General features: G+C 34.1%; 17 protein-coding genes and 1 tRNA gene. 8 read left to right on the plus strand and 10 right to left on the minus strand.

Features of this window, described 5'->3' with window-relative positions; genetic code table 11:
• Positions 1–60 precede the first annotated feature (60 nt).
• Both AA089_RS11365 and AA089_RS11370 read left to right on the plus strand, forming a co-directional pair.
• Positions 61–510, plus strand: a complete 450-nt coding sequence (locus tag AA089_RS11365; RefSeq protein ID WP_046757074.1) for a GatB/YqeY domain-containing protein — start codon at positions 61–63, stop codon at positions 508–510.
• 294 nt (positions 511–804) lie between these two features.
• Positions 805–878: transfer RNA gene (locus tag AA089_RS11370), tRNA-Arg, on the plus strand.
• A 785-nt stretch (positions 879–1663) separates the two neighbouring features.
• Here the strand turns inward: AA089_RS11370 and AA089_RS11375 are convergent.
• From AA089_RS11375 to AA089_RS11390, 4 genes are all read right to left on the minus strand, one after another.
• Positions 1664–3472, minus strand: a complete 1809-nt coding sequence (locus AA089_RS11375) for a hypothetical protein (protein ID WP_156168978.1) — start codon at positions 3470–3472, stop codon at positions 1664–1666.
• The gene (locus AA089_RS11380; protein WP_046757076.1) at positions 3469–4323 is read right to left on the minus strand and encodes an NADH-quinone oxidoreductase subunit J; all 855 of its coding nucleotides are present in this window, start codon (positions 4321–4323) and stop codon (positions 3469–3471) included. Before AA089_RS11380 ends, AA089_RS11375 begins: the two co-directional genes overlap by 4 nt.
• A 406-nt stretch (positions 4324–4729) precedes the next feature.
• The gene (locus AA089_RS11385; protein WP_046757077.1) at positions 4730–5497 is read right to left on the minus strand and encodes a carbonic anhydrase family protein; all 768 of its coding nucleotides are present in this window, start codon (positions 5495–5497) and stop codon (positions 4730–4732) included.
• A gap of 28 nt (positions 5498–5525) precedes the next feature.
• Complete coding sequence (locus AA089_RS11390; protein ID WP_046757078.1) at positions 5526–6224, minus strand: DUF2490 domain-containing protein; 699 nt, start codon at positions 6222–6224, stop codon at positions 5526–5528.
• A gap of 435 nt (positions 6225–6659) precedes the next feature.
• On the opposite strand from AA089_RS11390, the gene AA089_RS11395 reads away from it, so the two are divergent.
• The gene (locus AA089_RS11395) at positions 6660–7109 is read left to right on the plus strand and encodes a hypothetical protein (RefSeq protein ID WP_046757079.1); all 450 of its coding nucleotides are present in this window, start codon (positions 6660–6662) and stop codon (positions 7107–7109) included.
• 46 nt (positions 7110–7155) lie between these two features.
• Here the strand turns inward: AA089_RS11395 and AA089_RS11400 are convergent, their stop codons facing one another.
• The 6 genes from AA089_RS11400 to AA089_RS11430 form a co-directional block, all read right to left on the minus strand.
• Positions 7156–7899, minus strand: a complete 744-nt coding sequence (locus AA089_RS11400) for a LytR/AlgR family response regulator transcription factor (protein WP_046757080.1) — start codon at positions 7897–7899, stop codon at positions 7156–7158.
• A 6-nt stretch (positions 7900–7905) separates the two neighbouring features.
• The gene (locus AA089_RS11405; protein WP_162200436.1) at positions 7906–9546 is read right to left on the minus strand and encodes a tetratricopeptide repeat-containing sensor histidine kinase; all 1641 of its coding nucleotides are present in this window, start codon (positions 9544–9546) and stop codon (positions 7906–7908) included.
• Between the two features lie 126 nt (positions 9547–9672).
• A complete protein-coding gene (locus AA089_RS11410) occupies positions 9673–10194 on the minus strand; it encodes a hypothetical protein (protein ID WP_046757082.1) in 522 nt (173 codons plus the stop codon).
• 244 nt (positions 10195–10438) lie between these two features.
• Entirely contained in the window at positions 10439–15148 is a 4710-nt protein-coding gene (locus AA089_RS23655) for a BspA family leucine-rich repeat surface protein (RefSeq protein ID WP_053002335.1), read from the minus strand.
• A gap of 581 nt (positions 15149–15729) precedes the next feature.
• Complete coding sequence (locus AA089_RS11425; RefSeq protein ID WP_046757083.1) at positions 15730–16368, minus strand: response regulator; 639 nt, start codon at positions 16366–16368, stop codon at positions 15730–15732.
• On the minus strand, positions 16358–19342 hold the full coding sequence (locus tag AA089_RS11430; RefSeq protein ID WP_162200437.1) for a sensor histidine kinase: 2985 nt from the start codon (positions 19340–19342) through the stop codon (positions 16358–16360). Before AA089_RS11430 ends, AA089_RS11425 begins: the two co-directional genes overlap by 11 nt.
• A gap of 223 nt (positions 19343–19565) precedes the next feature.
• Between AA089_RS11430 and AA089_RS11435 the strand changes: the two genes are divergently transcribed.
• The 5 genes from AA089_RS11435 to AA089_RS11455 all read left to right on the plus strand — a co-directional run bounded on the left by AA089_RS11435 (position 19566) and on the right by AA089_RS11455 (position 24985).
• Positions 19566–20372, plus strand: coding sequence for a DNA alkylation repair protein (locus AA089_RS11435; protein ID WP_046757085.1), 807 nt, complete (start codon positions 19566–19568; stop codon positions 20370–20372).
• A 201-nt stretch (positions 20373–20573) separates the two neighbouring features.
• Positions 20574–20834, plus strand: a complete 261-nt coding sequence (locus AA089_RS11440) for a DUF4212 domain-containing protein (protein WP_046757086.1) — start codon at positions 20574–20576, stop codon at positions 20832–20834.
• A gap of 32 nt (positions 20835–20866) precedes the next feature.
• Positions 20867–22642, plus strand: a complete 1776-nt coding sequence (locus AA089_RS11445) for a sodium:solute symporter family protein (protein WP_046757087.1) — start codon at positions 20867–20869, stop codon at positions 22640–22642.
• A 47-nt stretch (positions 22643–22689) separates the two neighbouring features.
• Positions 22690–24309: a tetratricopeptide repeat protein gene (locus AA089_RS11450; protein ID WP_046757088.1), complete on the plus strand. Its 1620-nt coding sequence runs from the start codon at positions 22690–22692 to the stop codon at positions 24307–24309.
• 124 nt (positions 24310–24433) lie between these two features.
• Positions 24434–24985 (plus strand): porin family protein, encoded by a 552-nt coding sequence (locus AA089_RS11455; RefSeq protein ID WP_046757089.1) that lies wholly within the window; start codon positions 24434–24436, stop codon positions 24983–24985.
• The last annotated feature ends 77 nt before the right edge of the window (positions 24986–25062 follow it).

Below are 25062 nucleotides of genomic sequence, written 5' to 3' on the forward strand. Positions count from 1 at the left end.
TTGCTGTTCTATTTCCGGGTTTAATTTTTTTACCTTCACAGCAATAAAATAAAAAATATCATGGGATTACAACAAGATATAATGACGGCGATGAAAACGGCGATGAAAGCTAAAGATCAAACCGCTTTAGCAGCATTACGCGCTGTAAAATCAGAACTATTACTAGCAAAAACAAGTGGTTCAGGAGAAGAATTATCAGAAGCTGACGAAATTAAAATATTACAAAAACTAGTAAAGCAACGCAAAGATAGCGCGGCAATATATTTGGAGCAGGATAGAAAAGATTTAGCTCTTCCTGAAATCGATCAAGCGGAAGTAATTAGTCAATTTTTACCAGAAGCTTTGAGCGAAGAAGAAATTGAAAAAGTAGTGGTCATGACGATCGACGATATCGGCGCATCAGGAATGAAAGACATGGGAAAAGTCATGGGCATCGTTTCTAAAGAATTGGCTGGACAAGCAGATGGAAAAACAATTTCTTCCATTGTAAAAGCAAAATTGTCTAGTTAATGTGAATTTCAATACAAAAGATCAGTTTGAAACTCTTCTTTTTCGCAGTATAGCAGGAATTTTTCGTCAAGAATTTTTGAAGCCTTGGAGAAAATTTAGAAAAATTCATGCGGTTTTAGTTTTTCCTTCAAAGAAAAACTAAAAATACCTCTGGAAAAGTTCCCTTTCTTTTGTTTCTTTTCTTTGGGAAAGCAAAGAAAATGAAAATGAAAAGCAAAAAATATGATTTATAACATAAAGCTTTAAACTTAAATTATATTAGTTAGATTACACTAGAGTTAATTAACATATCTTGGCTACGTAGCTCAGCTGAATAGAGCACTGGATTTCGGCTCCAGCGGTCGTAGGTTTGAATCCTACCGTAGTCACATCAAGCAAGAAACCACGTCAATTTGACGTGGTTCTTTGTTTTTGGAACAAATCCAAACGACAGTTTGAGATTTGGGCTAAAAATAAAGAACGAGAGCGGTAGCTCGTGGTTTCTTATTTGCAGTATTGAATTTAGTTAGGATCATGGCAATAATCCTGTTGAAGTTATTTTCAAAAAACTTGAAGCCACGCTTCAAAAGTTTGAAGAAAACAAAAAAATATACTGCGTTAGCAGTGAGATTTTGTATTTGCAGTAGTTAATTTAGTTAGGATCATGGTAATAATCCTGTTGATTGTTATTTTCAAAAAACTTGAAGCCACGCTTCAAAAGTTTGAAGAAAACAAAAAAATATACTGTTTTAGCAGTGAGATTTTGTATTTGCAGTGGTGATTTTAGTTAGGATCATGGCAATAATCCTGTTGAAGTTATTTTCGAAAAACTTGAAGCCACGCTTCAAAAGTTTGGAGAAAACAAAAAAAGATACTGCACTAGCAGTACGATTTAGTATTTGCAGTAGTGATTTTAGTTAGGATCACGAAGTAATACTTCCTAAGGTCACTAAAATTATAAAAACCTGTAATTTGAAAGATTACAGGTTTTTTGTTTTATACCCAAGTGTACAAAACCTATAGATGATTGATTTTTGATATTTGAAAGTTAGAACGATAGTTAATTTTGAATCAAATGAAAATGATAGTTGACAAACTAATTTCCCTCAACCTCAATTAAAAAAAACTAACTTTTAGGGTATGGAATATAGGAATATACGAGTCATTTTTTAAATCATGTTTTATTTGGGTTAAACGAATCTAATGCTAGTTTAAACACAAGTCCAATTTGTATTTGGCGTGTAAACGGTAATGCTGTATTTCGGTTTACATTAAATACATCATCCGCTTGTGCAAACACACCACCTGAAATAGTATTTTCCTTTATGTTAAATGCATAAAGTCCTAGTCCAAAGGAAGTATTAGGTTTCAGTGTTTCTGAATTTGCATAAAAATTATGTCTTAAATATGGGTTGATCAGTAAATATAAATCAGCTGGTTTTTTTTGGTCATCCAAATTGTTAATCTCTTTTAGTGGTACATATCTCACATAGTCAGCTGCTATTTGATATTTATCGAATCGATCATACGGTCCTGATAAAGCTTCTATTTCTGTAGAAGATTCTAAATTTGGAGAAACCGTATCATCAATCACTTTGAATGTGTATTCAGTGGATGTTAACCTACTTGAATTGTCTGTGTGACTTCTAGATACATTAACTCCCATTACATTATTTGTTAAAAAATGATGTGTCCATCCAATTTCAAGTCTTGTACCTTGAAAATTTCGTTTTACGATTCTTTCATCCACAAGATTTGATCCATTATCCAAATCATACATAAAAGAGTTTCCTATGAATCCAGCTTTAAAATACCATATGCGTTTTTTGAAACTCACATTATTTTTGAAAATTTCTTTTATAATATCGTCTACATCCTTAAGTTTTTTAAGATTTTCAATATAGTCACCATATTTAGTTTTTAAACTATCAAAAATGATATCTATACTGTTAGAGATTTTTTCAATTCTATTCTTTTTTGTTGCAATTTCAATTCTTTTCTTATGTAAGCTTTCATGAGCATTTTTCCAAGTATCTTTATCAAACAAGTTTTCAAGATTTACTTGTATCGTTATCTGCTCAAATTCACTATTGTTTGATAATTGTTTGATTTCATCAACAATAAAGTTTATTCTACTTCTACATTTATAGGCAATTTCCCAATCATCTTTATCACCTTTTTCATCAAGTGGAAATGTGTTATCTAGAACTCTTAGTGTATTTTTTAATTCAAATAAAATATCGTCAATTTTCTCAATGTATGATATAAGTTCTGATACTCGTTCCTCTTTATTATACAGTTGATTTGGAGCATTAAATTTCTCTAATTGAATTTTTACATAATCTATTACGTCTTTGGCAGGTCTATTAATGTGTGAAATATTTAATAATCCAGCTATTTCTTCTGTAATTGCTTCTGCTGATAAAAGCAGTTGTACATCCTCATTAATTTCAGCTTCATTGTCATATAAGTTATTTTTTATTTCTGACTTTTCAAGTAATGAGTTGGTGTAAGCATTCAAGTCATTACGATCATACCTAGCTGTTCTTGTTTGCCACCCAATCACAAAATTAGCATTTGCTTGATTTGCTAATACACCTTCACCAAATATAAGAGCTAATCCATTTTTTGATGCACCCGTAAGTTCTGCGCCTAATAATAAATTAGATTTTTTATAATTAGTTTCAGCTTTTGACCAGACTTTCTTTACACATTCAGATATGTTTTTAGAAGTAAATGCCCCATTTGAATATAAATCAGGATCAAAACAATCTCCTTCGCTATTGTTTTTTAGGGGTTTAAATTTGGATGTATTGATCAACTTATAAAATGCGATGTTGACTACATTATTTTTTCCATCTATATTAATAGTGGTAGAAGGCAATAAAATAGAACTAAAACCTTCACTATCTTGTCCCAAAGATTGACCAAAGGAATACAAAGTACTGGTCAATACTACGATTGTTATATATAATTTTTTCATGAATAGATCAGATTAAATGAAGAAGTTCTACCATTACTTTTTAGAGGATTGGGAGACATTTTCATTTTTCTTCCATTGTCTAAATTGTTTATTTCACTCGCTACAAATTCCCATTCTCCACTACCATCCCAATCTACAGTTACTTTAATGCCATTGCTAGTGGTGGTTGCCTTTAAGAGATAACCTTCGGCAGAACGCTGTGGTTGTCCATCAATAATAACTCCTTTAAATCCACTGGCTTTTACTTTATATTTCATTTTCACACGAACAGTAGAATTTTTCCTATTTGTCATTTCATTCACAAGCTCAAGTGCACGTCCTTTTGACACATTTGCCATCAGTAGTGAAGGTTCTAATCCAGTATCTTTTGTAATGTCAAAGGCTTCATAATTACTCGTAGCCTTATGGTCATTCATTTCAACTTGGTAAGCATCACTTATAACGGCTTCTTGTAGTCTGATAAGATTCTCCTTAGCTATTTCTGTTTCTTTCTTTGCTTTTTCAGTTTCCTTTTGAGCGTTTGCTTTTTCATTCTTTTCATTTTCAACTCTTTGATCAGCACTTTGTTCAACTTTTCGACTTACTTCTTGACCAAATATATAGCCGACAGCGGTAAAAACGATGGCTTCGATTCCTGTAAAAAGAAATAGATATCTTGCCCATTCCAGTGGCTTCTCTTCCCCCAGTATTTCTGCTCTTTTCATGAGGTAAATAATGAATATAATGTACACTAATATAAGTGACAGTGCTAACCAAAATTTTGCAGATTTTAAAAGAGAATCTAATGTTGTTGGTTTTTTACTCTTCGTAAATTCATCTTCTTTTGGTGGTTGTGGCGTTTCATTTTCCATGTGTATAGTTTTTATAATTAGACTTATTTTGAATACGATTGATAATATTTTTTCACATGTCTAAATGTATCTATGAAAAAAACTAAATTCAATCCCCATTAATAAGTATTTACATATACAACATGTCTTAAAATGATATTATCATGGAAGTAATAATCTATAGTCAATTCTTAATTGCTACAAATGGTTTAATAACTTATTCGTTTTAATTATATATTTAATATACAACAAAGCTTTACGGAAAATCGTAAACAAACAACTAGCGAAGAAGCTTACGCTTTGTCGTTTATGTGTAGTTTTTGGTAGAATTATGAAACTTATCTTTACCTCACATAAATTTCATCCATAAAAAAATCCTTACGAGTCTAAACTCATAAGGATTTGTAATTATACTATACATGTAAAATTAGTCTTTATTAAATGTTACTTTTCCGCTTTCCATATCATATACGGCAGATACAATCATAATTTTACCTTCGTCTTCCATTTTTGCCATCGTAGGCGAAACTTCGCGAATATTTTTCACAGTACGTTTTGCATTGTTTGTAATTACAGTATTTGTAAACGCATCGTTCTTTGAAGTTCTATCGCCTTCACTTTCAGTTTCTTCAACTGCTGGTTTAATTTCGTTGATTAAATCTGCTAAAGAGTTCATTCCAAGTGCTTTTGCATCTACATTATCAATGGTCGATTTTACGGCACCACAAGCAGTATGTCCCATTACAATCACTACTTTACTTCCTGCGACAGCGGTTGCAAATTCCATAGATCCTACAATGTCTGCATTTTCAATATTTCCAGCAACACGCGCTACAAAAATATCTCCAATTCCTAAGTCAAATACATCTTCTACAGGAACACGACTGTCTACACAAGAAAGTACAATTGCTTTTGGAAACTGTCCGATCATCGCTTTTCTACGTTGTGCAGAATGATCACGTTGTGTAAGATTGTTGTTGACAAAGTTTTCATTTCCTTTTTTCAAACGACCAATGATTTCTGCAGGCGTCATGTCGGCTTGTTCTTCTGCTGTAAGAATACTTTTTACAACCTTTTCTTCAACAAGCTCTTGTTGCGTTTCTTGCTTGGCAGTTTCAGTCTTTTTTGCTTCCTGACAAGAAATTAAACATAATACAGATACTACTGTGAGTAATTTAAAAGTGTAGTTTTTCATTTGCTTTTTTTTATTAGTTATTAAAAAATTATAACGTGTGGTGCAAACTAAATTGCAACTGACCTTTTTGCCAGTTTACGGTAGTTTGCTCCATCCAGCCGAGCTGAACTCTCAGTTTTTTACTAATAGCATACCCAAGGCCTAAATAGGTTCTATTACGGTCAAAAAACTGTACACTGCGTCCATCCCCAATATCACGTTGTCCATTCAAGAAAATTTCATTGTAAAGTGCAACGTAATAGGTTTTTTTAGCGAGTGTTGTATTATTTAAAGGAATATTTATGAAAAGGTTATAGCGATAGCGAGTTCGCATGTCTTGATTTTCTACCCAACGTTGTTCATAGCGAAAACGATGTGTAAGTAACAATCTTTTTAAGATTGTATTTGAAAATAAGGCTTCTTGATATATACGATTTTCAGAAACAGGATTGTCAATATCAGTTCCAAATTGTCCTGTGGTAATGTTTGCGAAACCGAATGTAAATTTTACGCCTGAATCTTTTGGTGTATAGGTTACTCCAGAACGCAGTAATAACTGTTCTCTATCACCAAGACCGCGCCAATCACGATATTGAAAATCTCCTTGAATTCCCCAATTTGAATCTTTAAAAGTTGTATTGTAAAAATACATGTACCAAGCGCCCAATTGGTTTTCATCTGGAGCTTGTGCGTGACTGATGCTTGAACAAGCTAGAAATAATGTTAGAAGTAGTAATGTTTTTTTCATAAATGTTTAAGGTCTGTTTGTTATTTCTTAAACAAAGATAATTAATTTAAAATTCTAGGAATTACTTCTTAACAGAATTTTAATAGTATTACTATCGATTTAAGAAAGTATTGCTTTTGAGTCTAAAAACTAGGAAGATTTCCAACTTGGTTAAGTTAGTTTTTAAAAGTATCAAAATGTATTCAAAATTAAAATAAACCTAGAAAACCAGTAATTCTTTACTACGCTCATACCAGTATAACAACGTTTAAGATCGAATATCGTTCGCTTAGGGTTTTTAAAAATTATGCAGCTTATAATTTTATCAATTTTGGAGTGTAATCATAGTAATATTTTCGATAGAGTAGCTACCATTATTTCTATGTATTGTAAAGGCGGAATCCGAAAAGCCTGTTTTGAATAGAGTAGGAGTTACAACCAATTAAAAATTAGAAAATGGAAGATAATACTAAAATTGATATTGATGACAGTGCTATTACATGGAAAGTGCATACAAGTGAAAAAGGTGAGAAGTATGAAGTTGGATATCTTTCTGAGGAGGAATTTTCTATTTCAAATAGTATTAATTCTAGTGTAAAAGTTCCTTCTAATGGACATTCAAGTAAGGAGGATTTTGGTGTCACTGTTAACTGGCCAGTAGCTGATTCAAAATGGAAGAATACTGTATCACACGTAAAAGATAGAGCGAGTATTACACATTATGCTTTATACGTACATGAAGGCTTTAGGAAGCATAAATTATGGTTTAAAAGTACAAAACACTATAAATATACTTTTTATGATGAAACAGGAGATGGCTATGTAGTAAATACTTTTAGGAATGGAAAACATTATGTTAGGTTTAATTCTAAAAGGCCAAGAATAGTGTATATAACCGGAAGTTAAGAATATGTGCGCTACATTTATTTTTTAGATAGATGTAGCGTTTGTTTTACCTAAAAAACAATCCATCTTTTAAAAAGGTAGCTTTAAAACGTCCACTAAACGGAACTTTGTGGTTGGTTTCCATAATGATCAAATTATCTTCAATGTACATTTCTTTTATTTTTGTAACATTTACTAGATAATTTCGATGCGTTTGCCTAAAATCAGGGTTTGCCAAAATTTCTTTTATTTTGGATAGTGAGAGCTTTATTAAATAACTGCCACGTTCACAAATAAGATGACAATATTTGTTGTCTACTTCTATGTAAATGATAGTAGTTACATTTACTTTTACCACTTTTTGACGTTCTTTTACAAAGAAAAATTCAGGAGCAACTACAGCAGTGGTAGCACTCATACTAAGTGTATTTTCTTGACTGTAATGTGTTTCAATGGCCAATTCTATTGTATATAGAAATTCCATTTCGTTAAACGGTTTTAATAAATAAGAAAAAGGCTTGGTGTACTTTGCTTTCTCAAAAACGGTTCTACTTTGCATGCTAGTTAGAAATATAAATGGAATTTGAGTTCCTTCCATATCCAATTGTTTTGCAAGTGTAATTCCTTGTGGTTTTCCATCAATCATGATGTCTAAAATGATCATGTCAAAATGCTGGATGTGTAGTTTCTTTAAAGCATCAGCAGTATTGGAAACATGCGTAACGAGATAATCATTTCGGTTTAGTAATGAAATCATTTCTTGCGCCTCTGCAACGTCATCTTCCAAAAGTAAAATGTGTAATTGTTCCATAGTAGGTTATGCGTTGGGTAAAACTATAGTAATGGTAGCACCAATAGTTTTATTGTTAGTCATCCGTAATTCACCGTTGTTCTTTGTTGCCAATGTGGTGCACAACAACAAGCCGAGTCCGACACCTTTGGCGCGATCAATATTTGAAATAGTAATTTCTTTTAAATTAGAAATTAAATTGAGTTGTTCTTGAGAAAAACCAATTCCAGTATCTTTAATTGTAATGTGGGAATGCAATTCAGTCTGCGAAGTATGAATCTCAATCGTTCCAGCTTCTGGAGTGTATTTAATGGCATTATCAATTAAATTTCGCAAAATAATTTTTAACGATTCTCTATCAAAATTTGCCATAATCGTGTTGTCAATAGCAATAGTAAGTACAATATTTTTTGCTGCAGCTAAACTTTCAAAATCAAATATAACTTGAGTAATTATGGGTTGCAACGAACTCACTTTTGGTTGAAATAACAATTGTTTTCGCTGTTCCAACGACCAATGCAAAATATTGGTTAGCAAGCCATACATACTTTCTGAGATATTTGTGGAAGTTTCAATCGTTGCTTGAAGACTTTCAAAATCCTGCGCAACTACTTGTTGCTGTAATTTATGATGTTGTTTTCGCAATGCATTTACAGGAGAACGCAAATCGTGCGAAACTACCGAGAACAGATAATCTTTCGTAGTGTTCAATTCGTTCAAAGCTTTCTTTTGGTCGTTAATTATTTTTGTTGCTTTTATTTTTTCACGATACAAATACGTTCCTGCTCCAAGTAAAATCAATAAAAAAATGGAGGAATATATAAAACCATTTCGTTCCGCTATTTTTACATTATTATACGCTTCTAGAATACGAAAATCTTTATCTTTTTCAAGAATAGCAATCTGTTTTTCAGATTGAACAGTGTTCCAAATTTTATTTTGATTATTTACTGAATCATTCCATTGTTCAAATTCTTTTCTATAACTTAAAGCGTTTGCATATTGTTTTTTATTCTCTTCAACAATTGACATGTTAAGTGCGGTAGTGGCTTTCACATTGAAACTAGAAACATACTTTGAAAGTTGGTATGCTTTTTCAAAATATGGAATCGCTTTTTCATCCTTATATTGTTCGTAATACAAATTTGCTAAATCTCCATAAGAACTAACCAAATTTATGGTGTCGTTAGCTGTTTCATGCATTTTTGTACTTTTTAACAAATAATATTCGGCTTTATCAAACTGTTGCAAGTGTAAATAGCAAAGTCCGATATTATGTTCCACACGACTTTTTTCAAGAAATAAATCTTGATCAGTTTTTAAATGTTCCACACTTTTATAATAGGCAATAGCTTTTTCAAACTTATGCTGTTCCAATGCATTTCCACCTAAAAACGCTTTTGAATGGTAATAAAAGTAAAAGTCAGGCGTGATTTTTAAAAAAGATTGCTCAGCCTGCTCAAATAACTTCTTTTCTTGAAAACTATATCCTCTAAAAAAATGGCAATAATTTGTCAATTCAGGATCATTATTTTTGAGCACTAATTGTTTGGCTGTATACACAAGTGTTGAATCCCATTTTTCTTGCAAAAAAGAAGATCGCGCTTCATTAAAATAGGTGTCTTTCTCAAAACGGGCACTTTTTTCTACAATTTTTTTTCTAAACAATGTATGATCTACTTTCTGTTGAGAAAAAACAAAAAAGGGAATACAAACAAACAAAAGAAGAAATATACCTCGAAAATACGTCATGAAAACGTTGGCTTTTATACTATCTTAAACAAACAAAAAAGGCTATCCTGGTCGCTGAACTGTAGTAACAGTACCTCTGGAAGTTTTCGGATTTGTTCTAATTAAAAACACCTCTACGGAATCAAAGTCAATGAGATCCAAGGATTTATCATCTAGTTTGATTGAATCAGAAGGAAAAACGATATCAAATTCAAAACAATTATACATGTTACTATCCAAATCTGTAGGAGTACTATTTGGTGTAAATTGTATATAAATATTTAGCTGGTAACTTCCTAAAGGATTAAAAGTAACTTGATAGGTAAGTTCGAAACTTGTTTCTTCAACTTCTCTATTTCTTCTTACAAAGCAAAAACTCTTAACTTTTAGATGCGTAGTATCATGATGAAAGGCAAAGCAAGTGGCTGGAACAAGAGTACTGAGTTCTAAATTGACATCATTTGTAGGAAGATTTAAATTTAATTTTATAGTGGAATCATTTTTATTGACATCATAGTAAATTGTACTATCATCAATCTTTTCTTCAGAAATTTTAGTTCCTGGAACAATAAGTGGGCTGGACATAGTTATGGTAGTTGTTTTGTATTAAAACGAATGAATTGAATACGTTTTTTCTTATATAAAACTATCGATTATTTATTCGAAATCCAAAATAAAATTATAATCATGTAAGAGATTATTATTACAGAAGTGTATTATTTTGCTTCCTTTCCACCTTTTTCTTCCTTTTATACCAACATGAATATATCAACAAAAAACCACATCAAAATTGATGCGGTTTTTACATTAAAATAGGTTGAGGTTAGTTTTAATTTTCTGGTAGTTGTTCTATAATTTGATACGTGCTAAAGTTTAAAAAGTTTCCTGGATGTGCCAATACGTTTTGCAAAATGAAAGGTGTATCAGGATTGGTGCCCGAATATTGAGCATTTCCATCCATGTCTGTATCCGCATTTGAATAGCTGTTGACGATAAATGTTGGAAAGTTTAAAAAGTTTCCTGAGTCATTCAGTACGATTGATAAAATACTTGGTGAATCTGGATCAGTTCCAGAATATTGTACGATATGATCTCCATTTGCATTTCCAGCCCATAAGCCAATAATATCTGTGGGCGTATCCGCAGGTATTTGTGCATTGGTGCCAAAGGTTTGTGTAGTTGGATTAGAAAAGTTTATAGAAGTTGACGTGTAATCCATTGGTAAAGTATTCGCAGACATGACTCCTAAATGATTTCGATGTTTAACTACTACATAATAATCTCCTATCGAAGCGTTCATTAATAATTCGCCTTCGCCATCTACATCTACAATATCGCCGTCTCGCTGTAAGAGTGCCGACTGTGAAGTGATCACATTGGTATTGTCGGTTGCATCGCGCAATTCTACCCAAACCCAGTCTACAATAGCATCATTTCCAACAGTGTTAAATACACTTGCATCACACGTTAGCATATCTGCGTACGGACTTGTGATTGGAATCAATCCTGCGACACGCAAATCATCTCTCATTAATGTTTCTTCTCCAGTATTTGGATTTATATACGCGCCTTGCAAATATACTTTTGGCGATAGTAGCACTGGACAATTTCCTTGCCCACCATCATCAAACGTCCAATTAAAGTTCATTTCAATATCGGCACGTGCTTGCGTTCCATAACAATAGGCTGAATTTCCAACTGAAAAATAGACATCATCTTTCAAGGTTAACTGACTCCAAGCCATCAACAACGCATCATAATTTTCGGTAGATAGATTACCACCTTGAAACATAAAAAGCATATCTGATACCATAGATACATTCCATTGACTGATATCTTTATCAAACGTTGTATTTTGAAACATGCCACGCATAGTAAGTACATTACTTACATTCCATCCGCCAATATCTTGGTCAAAAAATAGATTGCTTTTAAACATTTCAAGCATATTCTTAACGTTTCCAGTATTCCATCCGCTGATATCCTGATTAAAAGGACATCCAAAAAATAGTTGTCCCATAAATTCAATTGTACTCGTATCCCACATAGAAATATCTTGATCAAAAGGTGTTCCTCTAAACATGCTTTGAATAGATTCAACACCGATCAAGTCCCAATTACTTAATGGTTGATTAAAAGGTGAGTTAGAAAACATACTGCTCATATCCTTTGCACTGTCTATGTTCCAATTGTTTAGTGGTTGATTGAAACCAGAAACTGAAAACATACCACGAAATCTTTGTACAGAACTTACATTCCAATCATTAATATCTTGATTAAATGCAGTACAACCTGAAAACGCAAATCCCATGTCGAATACGTTTGTTAAATTAGGAGTGTCTATACTATTTTCAACTAAATTGATACAGCCAGAGAAAGCTCTGTCAAAGTTTTTCCAAGCAATCGTTCCCCATTGTTCTATGGAAAGTATTTTTTCATTGTCGCCTCCTCCGTTAAAAAGAATGGCAGGAAATGTTCCGCGAATAGCAACTGTGTATGTTCCAGCAGAAGCGTAGGTATGTGTAATATCTCCTGTAACACCAAAATCATCAAATGTACCATCATTTTCCCAGTCGATATCGTAGTTATAAGTGAATCCACCACGTGTCGGAATGGTGATTTGATTGTCATTGGAACTTCCTGTATTATCCGTTTTCCAAGTCGTCACAAAATAAGTAACCGTCACGGTATTTTGTTGCTCATACGCTCCTATATCAACGGTAGTTTCTACAATTCTAGGTTGTCCTGTGATGTCTGTAGGTAATGTTGCAAACGTATTGTTTCCTGCTTGGTGCAAAACGCTGTTATACAAACCAACCAGACCGTCATCGGCAGTTCGTAATATATTGTCAGCGCCATCTATGTCTGAACTATTTACAAACGGATCAACGGTGAGATGCGTAAATCCTGCTGGAGAACCGTATTCCGTTGGATTTTGACTCGTGTAATTATTGGAACCTTGGACATTACCGCCGCTTGTAAATGAAAAGTCAAACGGTTGCCCAAATGTGACGCAGTTGTTGAATGTCGGTATGGATGAAAAATTTGAAATTACATGCGGATTAGAACTATTTGTACTAACATTATTATAAAAAGTAGCATTGTTATAAATTGGCGTCGCTTGAAAATGAGAAATAGCACCACTATTAAAACTCGTATTGTTTGCTATGAGTAGATTATTAAATACTGGACTGGAAAATCCAAGGAAACTCATTGCGCCTCCATCAGAAGCTGTGCTATTATGAATTAATACGATGTTATTGGCAGTAATATTAGAAGTGTCGTTATACATACCACCACCAGTTATTGATTGATTGTTTTGAATGATTAAATTCTCGTAAGTAGTCGCCGTATTTTTGTTGATGATTCCTCCACCAGCAAAAACCTCTATCGTTTGTCCTTCAGCTGTAATTCCTGAGAATGTAGTGCCTCCAACGCCATTTTCTACACTAAAGCCATCTAAAATTGTTGTGTTTGCGTCATTGAGAGAGGAAACCACATGATAGGTATTATCACTCATATCTCCTTGTACGCCGATATCACCTGATAAAATGGTTGGATTGTTTATGAAATCGCGTTCAGAGAGTGTAGTTTCTGTTCCTGTAAAACCGCCGTACATTTTTGTGCCATCTACCAAATGAAACGTGAAGTCTCTATCGGTCAATGTTCCTGAAGTTACGTCTCTTGGATGTGCCGAAGGATAATAGGTTCCTTGTGCTACCCAAATTTCAGGAATGGTACAATTATTTGACAAATCAATCGCATCTTGAAGTGACGTAAAGGCATCTGTCCAGCTTTCCCCTGTATTTGCTCCCGTAGCATTTGTATTTACATAGATGCGCGAACTTGAAAAACTACATCCAACAGTAAGTGTAAAAACAGTTGCTCCATAATCTACATTCCACTGTTGTCCAAATGGCAATGCTGGTAAGTTTACGTTAGAAAATGTATTGAGATGATCCGTGTATGTAAACAAAGTAAATGTTTCGCCATAAGATGGTGTAGTTCCAAATGGTAAATTCACGTTCAATGTTCCTGCAATTACAAAAAATCCAGCAATATCAATTCGGTCATTTACAAAACCAGTTGCCGTTCCGCTAATATCGATGTCAAATGTAGTGGTGCTATTGGTTGTTAGATCGTTTTGATACGAATATGTTGCAAAAGTATTGGTATCTGTTCCTGGCGAAATCGTTCCATTATTAGTAGAATTTTGAAAATGAGTTCCTGTTCCCGTAAGTGTTCCAGTCGGTTCAAAATTCATGAGAGAAGTTTCTTGAATGGTCGCTTCATTATGAATCGTTCCAAAATTGTTGAATGTGGCTGAATTTGTCAAATTTCCCGCACCTGTAATGTTGATGGTTGCGTTGGCTTCATTGGTAAACGCTGCGGAATTGGTCAATACATTATTCAAATTTAATTCGGCTGTCAGCTTATTTTCAAACACGTTGTTTTGGTTAATTAGATTGTTTACATTAAAACGACCTTGATTGTCAATAATTCCATTATTCGTAATTATCGCATTTGACGTGAGTCCGAAAGTTGGATTACTATTATCATTTAAAATGTCAAGTTCGCCAGAAGCGGAATTCGTAAAGTTGACGCCGCCACCAAATGACGCAGCTCCGTAAATACTCAGATTATTATTGTTATCAAAAGTAGAAGTTCCCGAAACTTGAAAGGTAGCACCTGCATTTTGTGTCATCGGTGCATTGTTGGTGATTGTTACTGTATTTGCAGTAAATGAGGCGCCGTCATTAAATATCATTGAACTAGTAGTATTCTCTAATGAACTACCAGTATTCATGTTTAATTGACTTCCTGCATAATTTATCCAATTACCATTGTTCTTCCATACAGCATTATTTGAAAATGTCATGGAACCATAATTATGAATTGTACCCCTAACACTAACTGAGGTTAGAATGTTAAAGTTGTTATTATTTATCCAAGTCCCATAGTTGGTATAGACATTTTGATCAAGACCCACAGAGCCTGTGCTGGCAATTCGCGCGAAATTGTTTATGACACCTGTTGTGTTATTGATGAGTCTGGCATTAGCACCATTCATGTTAAATCGACAAGCATTTCCACCATTTAAATTCAAAGTTCCATTATTAGTGAATAGTCCTTGGTTACCTACAATTAATTCATTTGCGTTCAATGTTCCGTTGTTGGTAAATCTTCCACTAATACTAGTAAAAACTCTTGAGTTTGTAAAGGTCATGGAGGTGTTTGTACCTATAATCCAATGTCCACTAATACCATGATCTATTAAGCCAGAAGACGGATGAACCCAAAAGGCTCCTGAAGCAAACGTAAGTGTCACGTTAGCACTCACAGAAAGTTCCTGATCTAGCGTCACGGTTCCTCCGTTTCCTGTTACAATAGCGTTTGCGGTAATCGTGGTTCCTGGATACGACGGACTCCAATTGGCAGTATTCGACCAGTTCCCAGAGCCGTTGTATGTGTATGTTGTTTGAGCGTTTACTGTGAAAGCTATTGTAAACAAAAAGAATGCAAGTAATTTTGTCTTCATCATATTGAAATTTTAGCGCACCCAAACCCAAGTATCTGAATTTAGGTGATTTAGGGGAATCAACTTTATGTTGCAAAATATTCAATATGTGTTTGGTAATCAATGCGTAGAATATGCAAAAAATACGTAGGGGTACGTACGCTTCGCTTTGCTCAATTCAATGATTAAAAAATTCAATGATTCAAGGTTTTAGCTTGTTTATTTTATCGCTTCGTTTTTAGTCATCGCTTCGCATTTGGACTCGCTTTGCTTTGGACTTGGTTTTGCCTTTTGGTATTTTAGTAGGTAAGTGTTTTAGGATTTGTCATTCTTAATTTTGCTAATTTTTGTCATTCCTGCGAAGGCAGGAATCCACTTGGATTGTATTTTTTGTCACGAATACACGAATTTTTATGTGAACTAAAATGTCATTGAAGTTAACATTTATGACTGCGAGTAATGAACTAGAAATTACATGTAGATTCCTGCCTACACAGGAATGACATTGTACTCATAGCAACCAACGAAATTAACAATGTAAAAATATCTTCGAATAAACAAATAAACAAATACACGAATAACGAACACCCAACACCCAACAACTACAACGACAATACCAACTCCAAATGCTGTTGCACCCAAACAGTCAGCGCATCACTACTCGACGGAATGTCCAATTTTGATAAAATGTTGGCACGATGTTTTTGTACCGTTCGAACGGAAATTAATAATGTTTCCGAAATTTCACTCGAAGATTTTCCTTGTGCGATGAGTCGGATAATAGTACGCTCCGAAGGTGATAAAAATTGTAATTTTTTAAGTTCAGGAGATATTTTAGTGTCAAAAATATTATTGAATGTAGCACTAAAATACGTTTCGCCATTTTCAACTGCTTCAATACACTTTTTAATTTCTTCAAACGCTTCATCTTTTAACAAATATCCCGAAATGTTGAGGTTTTTTGCTTTGTAAATGAAACGTGCTTCTTTGTGTGATGTGAGTAAGATGAATTTGGTTTTCAAAGATAATTCCTTGGATTTTTTGATCACTTCAAAACCATTTAAAATAGGCATTTCGATGTCTAAAATTGCGATATCTGCTTCGTTTTTCACAATGGATTCCAACGCTTCAGCACCATTTTTGGCGGCAGCAACAACATTATAATCGTGCGCCAACAATTCTTCGTGTAAGCCTTTTAATAACATCGGATGATCGTCTGCAATGATGATTTTAGTGTTCATATTGTATAGGAATTATAGCGGTTATTGTGGTGCCTTTGTCAATTTCGCTGTCAATTTGTAAGTTGCCTTTCATAATTTTGATACGTTCCGTCATAGTTTTTAATCCCAAACTATGTTGTTTTTTTCGTTCGGAAACGTCAAAGCCTTTTCCATTATCTTTAATGATTGTAACAATTTCTTTTTGTTGTTTCTCAATTGAAATGGCAACGGCTTTTGCATTTGCATGTTTCAATACATTGGTAATACATTCTTGAATGAATCTATAAAAATTTAAGGTATTGTTTTCATCAAAATGGACATCAATTTCATCAATTTCTTCCGAAAAGAAAAGCGCATGTTCTTCGTCCAAATCTACAATTAATTGCTTGATGCTTTCCGTCAACCCAAGTTGTTTTAATAACGGCGGATACAAGCCTCGCGAAATTGCGCGTACTTCTTCCAACGTATTGTGTGTGAGTTCAGTAATTTCCGTTTGCTGAGAATTTTGTGCCTTCTTTTTAATCAAAGTGAGTTGCTGATTGATGCTGTCGTGCAATTCTTTGGCAATGCGTTTGCGTTCGTCTTCTTGCGATTGAATAAGTCCGTAGGCAAACTGTTCTTGCATCTTTCTGCGCGTTTGTAGTTGTTTGAGTTGCCACAGTAAAAACCCGATAATTGTCAAAATAATCAACAATACAAACCACCACGTTTTATAAAAGAAATTTTCACTGACAATCTGAATCGTGAGCGGATTGGCAATTTTTCTTCCCGAATAATCAAATGCTTCAATTTCCAATTCATAAGTTCCACTAGCCAAATTTGGAAATTGTAGGCTATTCTTAGTGCGCAAATTAACCCAATCACCAGCATTAAGACGATAGGTATACATCGGATTGGTATTGACAGCATTTGTGTTTTTCAATCCAAAATCGAGGGCTAATGAAGTGTTTTCTGCCGCCAATATAATAGGATTGTTTTCAGAAAATAATTTTCTATCAAAAGAAGTTTCAAACATTTTGGTGTCTGAATTGTATTTTTTGACTTTAAGTAAAGTTAACGCAGCTGTATCTTTGGAAATTTCCAACGCGTTTGGATCAAAAAAATTAAGACCTTCAATCGTTCCTAAAAAAAGTCCATCATTCGTTCGCAACGCACTATACCGATTGCCTTCATAATGACTAAAGCCGTCTTTTTCTGAAAAACGAGTTTTACTTTTAGTAATCGGATCAAACATCACAACGCCATTAAACGTATTAATCCACCAATTGTTGTCAACTACTGTCACCGAAGCGATTCCTGCCTTCAAATCATCCGAATAATACAGTTCAAAAAGTTCGGTAAACAAATTAAATTTGATAACTTTTCCGCTGCGTGTTCCAATAATCACTTCTGTAGTACTAAATTTTTCTAATGATAACACAAACGGATCATTTAAAAAATCTTTCCCAAAAAATGTATGCTTTTTGGTTGGAAAATGATAGGCTAAAATTCCTTTGTCAGTTCCGGCAACAGCCCAATTATCGAGCATAACCAAGTCATAAATATAAAGCGAATCGGTTTTTACCAACGGAATATGCGTTTCCGTTTTCGTATCAAATCCCATCAAATGATAACTATTAGTGCCATATACCAACATGCTGTCATTCGCGCACTCCAAGCTGATGACGGGAAAATGCTTAAAAATTGATACGTTGCGAGTCTTGCGATCGACTTTGATAATTTCTTTGCTGGAATTACTCCAAATTACAGTATCATCAACAATCATATTTCGCGAAGAAAAGGGTTTGTAAAGGTCGTCTCCCAAGTACATTTCATACGGCGTTACTTCCTTCGTTTCTGTCTGTACAACAAACCAACCGCTGGCTTCCGTTGCCACCAAATACGTATTTGACTCTAAAGGTTGAATGGCGCGTAAACTCTTATTGGGTAAGAATTTTGAAATTTCTTGTGAAGGGAATTTGAAATAATGCAATTCACCATTTGTTGCGATCCAAATATCTTTAGACACATTTTTTGAAATGGCTGTAATTCCTGAAATTTGATCCAAGGTAACTTCATGAATTTTCTTAAAACCAGCACTTTTCAATTCATAAAAACCGAGCTTATTTTCTTGAGAAGCTAATGTTATATACTTTCCGTTACTATCACGAATAACCTTTAAGTGTGTACTTGGTAAAGTTATTTTTTGTCCAGCTTCTTGAAAATAACGCAACGGATTATCCAGTTGATACAAGATTGAATTCTTTTTGGTAAACACATACGTCGTGTCGTTCATCACCAAATGTTCATCAATGACATATTTTTCAGTATTTCTGTTGTTGTAGATAGAAGCATCTGCATAATGCTCTAACAAATTGCTTTTCCAATCAAAAAAACGAACAGGTAAATTATCGTCACTAATCACACAATACGCTGGAAATGGAATAAATTGTGTTCCAGGATCCACTAAAAATTTACTTTTAGTTTCGTCTTCAAAACTAAAAATAAGTTTTTGACTCGAATGATCTATGAGTTGAACAAGCGAAATTTTTCGGTCTTTTTGTACAAGAATATAATCTTTCTCTTGATAGGTATACACGCTAGAAAGTCCAGCAATATCAGCTTCAAACTGTACTTCTTTAAATACGATAGTTTCAGGATTAAAAAGAAATAACTTTTGTCCAATAGAAGTCTTTAGCAACACATATAACAAACCATCTTTTCGTTTGTGAATTTGTGAAATTTCTGTGATTTGATACAAAACACCTGGAAGCGGAATATTGTGAAACGATTGACCGTTAAAACGCTGTAAAGTCAATTTTTTAGTATCAGCAACGATGACGCGCGAATCTTGATTGCTTCCGCCAATCCACAAAAAACCATCGGTATCAAAGCATAAAGTATTCACATTGTCAAAAGCCAATCCATCTTGCTTGGTAAACGTTTCATGAAATATCTTTTCAGATTGACCTAATGAGGAAAAGCTCGTCATCAAACAAACGAGAAAAAACAACATGTTAAATTGTGTAGTAAGAATGGGGAATCTTAACAAAAGCATACAATTGCAATCAATTGCTTAAAGATACTTTTTTTGTGTAAAATATTTCAATTCGATAAAAAAAATCCCAATCGCGATATATAATATCATGTTTTCTTGCATAGTTTTTTAGCTTTCGCTCTTGATTTTTCGAAAATATCTTTTCCAAATTCTGTATTTTAGAAACTTCAAAGACAAACAGATGATTCCTGAACATATAAGCAATAGAAAAGGACCAAGAAGCCTAAAAGATCTCAATCCAGAAGTTGTAGAATATTTGAACAAAGGTTTGATAGAAACCAAAAACTTAATGGAATGGTTGGCAGCCGATCAATTAGTGTTGTTAAAATTAGTGTTAGCACAACTTGGAAAATCAGCTTGGTATGAAGACTTTGAAGTCGCCGTAAACGCACAAAAAAAGCCAACAGCAAATAGCAATACCAAAGTCATTGGCGAAACGTTTGGAATCCTTACTTCAGATGAAAAAATATATGGAGAACTAAAAACACACACGTCTGATTTGGTGAGATGTTGGGCATGTTGGGCGCAAAGTACACAGCATGATTCTGTGCCAGATTTACTAAAAGTAATGAAATCGTATGCTGCCGACACACATTTTGGCGTGCGCGAAGTCGTAATTTTTGCAAGTAAAGAACGGATGATTGCCGATTTGGACACTTCCGTAGAATTACTATCGAAGTGGACAACGAGTCGTGACGAAAATGTGCGTCGTTTCGCAGTCGAGTCTATGCGACCAATTGGTGTTTGGACGAAGAAAATAGAAGCTTTTCAAGAAAATCCAGCGAAAGCGTTGCCAATTCTCAATCCATTAAAATCAGATTCATCCAAATATGTGCGTGATGCTGTTGGAAATTGGTTGAACGATGCCAGCAAGTCCCAACCCGATTGGGTCACTGCGCTTTGTACGCAATGGAAAAAAGAATCGGATACCAAAGAAACGGCATATATCATTAAAAGAGGTATGCGAACGATTTACAAAAAGCAGTAAAACCAACACCTGAAGGAGTAGTGCTAAGGCGCTTTTTACGATTTGCCAATTGGTAAACAAGCTAACAGATTTACAAGGTATGCGTTAGTACAATACAATTGATATTATTGACAAAAATACTAACGCTTTAAATATTGGAATAAATACATATCTTAGAACATTCTAACACACTTACGCATGTGTCTATAAAACCAACCAACAATGAGCGATCAAAAAAAACACGCAAAAGCATACTGGAAAGAAAATCTAAAATACCTAATCATTCTATTAGCTATTTGGTTTATAGTGTCTTATGGTTGTGGAATTTTATTTAGAGAAGAACTCAACCAATTCAGACTTGGCGGTTTCAAATTAGGTTTTTGGTTTGCACAACAAGGTTCCATATATGTATTTGTCATCTTGATATTTGTCTATGTGCGATTGATGAACAAACTAGATAAAAAATACGGTTTCGACGAGTAATTCAAACTAAACGTATTTAAAAAAAAGAAATTATGAGTGTACAAACGTGGACTTGGATCTTAGTAGGAATTACTTTTGCGCTATACTTCGGAATTGCCATTTGGGCAAGAGCCGGATCAACCAAAGAATTTTACGTTGCTGGTGGAGGCGTTTCTCCTTTGGCAAACGGTATGGCAACTGCCGCCGATTGGATGAGTGCCGCATCTTTCATTAGTATGGCAGGATTGATCTCCTTTATGGGATATGATGGTTCTGTGTTCCTCATGGGATGGACAGGCGGATATGTATTACTAGCATTACTCTTAGCGCCGTATTTACGGAAATTCGGGAAATTTACAGTACCTGATTTTATTGGCGATCGTTATTATTCAAACACAGCGAGAACAGTTGCCGTAATTTGCGCTTTAATTGTATCATTTACCTACGTTGCAGGACAAATGCGCGGTGTCGGAATTGTATTTTCACAATTCTTACAAGTAGATATTAATGTTGGAGTTATTATCGGAATGACAGTAGTGCTCATCTTTGCTTTCTTGGGAGGAATGAAAGGCATCACATACACACAAGTGGCACAATATTGTGTGTTGATTTTTGCCTTTATGGTGCCCGCATTTTTTATCTCCATGCAAATGACAGGAAACATCATTCCACAAATAGGAATGGGAGGAAAAGTAGAAGGTGGCGCTTTTCTGCTAGATAAACTTGACACATTGCACACACAACTCGGTTTTAACGAATATACCAGCGGAACGAAATCTACTTGGGATGTTTTTGCCATAACACTTGCATTAATGGTTGGTACGGCAGGATTGCCACACGTAATCGTTCGTTTCTTCACCGTTCCGAAAGTAAAAGATGCACGTAAATCTGCAGGATTAGCATTATTATTCATCGCAATTTTATACACAACCGCGCCAGCAATTGCCGTATTTTCAAGAACAAATTTAATTGAAACGGTAAGCAACAAAGATTATCAAGAAATTCCAGCTTGGTTCAAAAACTGGGAAGATACTGGACTAATCGCGTGGGCAGATAAAAATGGCGATGGAAAAATACAATATGTGGCAGGAAGTGCATTAGATGGTAAAAAACCTGAATTTACAGAAGCAAGAGGTGTAAACGGAGAACGTTTAATTTCAAATGCAAGTACAGCAACAAATGAATTATATGTTGATAGAGATATCATGGTATTAGCAAATCCTGAAATTGCAAAACTACCAAATTGGGTAATCGCGTTAGTTGCCGCTGGCGGATTGGCCGCAGCATTATCAACAGCTGCTGGATTATTACTAGTCATTTCAACATCAATCTCACACGATTTAATCAAAAAGCAATTAAAACCAACTATTTCAGAAAAAGGAGAATTATTAGCCGCACGAATTTCCATCTTTGTAGCAATTATCATCGCTGGATTGTTCGGAATTTATCCGCCAGGATTTGTCGCCGCCGTGGTTGCTTTAGCTTTCGGATTGGCAGCCGCCTCCTTTTTTCCAGCCATTATATTAGGAATTTTTGACAAACGAATGAACAAAGAAGGCGCTATTGCAGGAATGATTGTTGGAATCGTATTAATGCTATGCTACATGATACGTTACAAAACAGGACTCATTTGGGTACTAGACCCACTACCAAAAAGCGAATGGTGGTTTGGAACTTCTCCTGAAGGTTTTGGAACCATTGCAATGATTGTCAATGTGGTAGTTTCCGTGGTAGTTTCAAGATGTACGGCAGCACCGCCAGAAGAAGTCCAAGAACTCGTAGAAAATATCAGAATTCCTTCAGGAGCAGGAGAAGCTTCAAATCATTAATTATATTTGAAACCATTTTCATCTAGATCATTACAATACTTATACAAATGCTGCACAATACATCCTCTAAGCTTACAGTTTACGTTACACTGGTATTGTTGCTGTTTTCTAATACCATATTTGCACAGAGTAACACGGATTCGTTACGGTTAATCTGGCAAAACGAAAAAGAAATTGATACTGTTAGATTCAATGCGTTGGATGCATATTATGAACTTAACAATCAAATTCAACCCGACTCAGCATTGATTGCGCTAGATGATCATTATACAATTGCTAAAGAAAAAAATGCTGATGAACAACTGTTTATGGCAGCAAAACGAAAAGGAAACATACATCGACTTAAAGGCAATTATGATGAAGCTATGCGTAACTACAAGGAAGCTGAAAGTATTGCCATACGATTAAAAAATGATGTTTTACAAGCTGATATTATTGGCAATTTAGGAAATGTGTTTATTTATCGAAAAGATTATCTGCAAGCAACACAGTGTTATTCTAAGGCGTTAAAAGTATATCAAGAAAAAAAAGATGCTAGAAAAGAATCGCACATGCTCACAAGTTTGGGAAGTGTGTATCTCATTATTGATAATTATGATTTGGCGTTAGAATACTATCAAAAAGCACTTTCGCTGCTCAATGATAGAGGTTACGAAGACAGGCGAACTGCAATTATTTATGTAAATATCGGTTGGACTAATTTTGAGAAAAAATTATATAAGGAAGCTAAATTTTATTACGAAAAAGGACTTGAAATATTAAAAGTGAAAAATGAAAAATTTTTCATTGCTGAGTGTTATGCTGCTTTAGCAAGTATACATATCAGATTAAACCTTCTTGATGAAGCCAAAGATTATGCGCAAAAAAGCTTGGCATTAAATAAAGAACTAGCAATTAAAAGTGGAATTACCAATGCGGAAATTACAATTGCTCAACTTACGTATGAAACTGATATTGATGAAGCAACAAAGCAAGGCGAAGCTATATTGGCTAATTTAACTCCGAGTGCGAGCAAAGAATCAAAACGGTACATTTACGAATTACTTTATAAATGTTACAAAGCGCAAAAAAAATTAGGACTTTCCCTTGAAATGTATGAGCAATACACAATGTATGATGATAGCATACAAGCCGAAAAAAATAAGTTCGCAGTTGCTCGTGAAGCTGTAAAAAATGAGTTTGAAAAAAAACTATATCAAACGCAAGTTGAAAATGAAAATGCTCAAGCTGCTTTAAAATTAAAACAACTCAAAAAAACGTACGCTATTATTCTAATTTGCTTTTTAGTAGTTATAGGAATTCTTTATTACACTAGAAAAACAATCGTTGACAATCGTAAAAAAAGAGAAGCGCTATTAGCAGAGTTGGAACGGCTAAAAAATACAAATGACCTACAAATTCCCGCAAGTAAATTTGAATTAGACAGAAAAAAAATTGAACAATCTTTGGGTCGAAAAATAAATGAAACCGATTGGAATGTGCTTTCAATTTTACTCGAAGATCCCGTAATTTCAAACAAAGATATTGCCGAAAAAGCATATATGAGTGTTGACGGAATTGGCTCTTCGCTTCGAAGAATGTATACCTATTTTGAAATAAAAGAGTCCAAATACAAGAAAATATCGTTGCTCATGGAAGCGATAAAACTTTCAAATAAAAATTCATAAAAAATCAATTTTTTTCAAAAAACCCCATATTATACAGGCGATTCACGTCTATGCGTGAAGTATTTTATATAAAAATTGAGAATATTTGTAACAAAGAAATATGAATTAAAAATTAAAATTTGTTATGAAAAAATGTATTGCAACTATTATCATTATTTTTGCCTGTATTTTTACCATCAATGCACAAAATGTAAAATACGGAGTAAAAGCGGGTTTAAATTTTTCAAACTTAGAAATTAAACTCTCAGATGATTTTGAAGAAGATGATTCAGAAGATATCAATGGAAAAACAGGATTTTACTTTGGAGGTTTTGTTGACATTTCCATCTCTGAAAAATTTAGCATTCAACCTGAACTTTTATTTTCCATAGAAGGAGGAGAAGACACAGGAATAAATTTTGTCAACGTGCCTATAATGGCAAAATACTACATAACTTCAGGACTCAGTTTGCAGGCAGGCCCACAAATAGGATTTTTAGTGAGCGCCGAAGATGATGCTGACGAATTCTTGAAATCTACGAACTTCGGATTAAACGCAGGTCTTGGTTTTGACTTGAAAGAAACAGGAATATTCTTTGATGCTAGATATAATTTTGGACTTTCTGATATCGGAGATGCCACAGGATTTGAAGTAAACACAAAAGGTTTTCAAATTGGTGTTGGGTATAAATTCTAAATACACTTACGTATCCTAAAATTACTTTTTTATACACGAATTCGTATCATTTCACGTGTAGACGTGAGGCATAATTA

The sequence above is a fragment of the Kordia jejudonensis genome (genome assembly GCF_001005315.1).
Lineage (GTDB): Bacteria > Bacteroidota > Bacteroidia > Flavobacteriales > Flavobacteriaceae > Kordia > Kordia jejudonensis.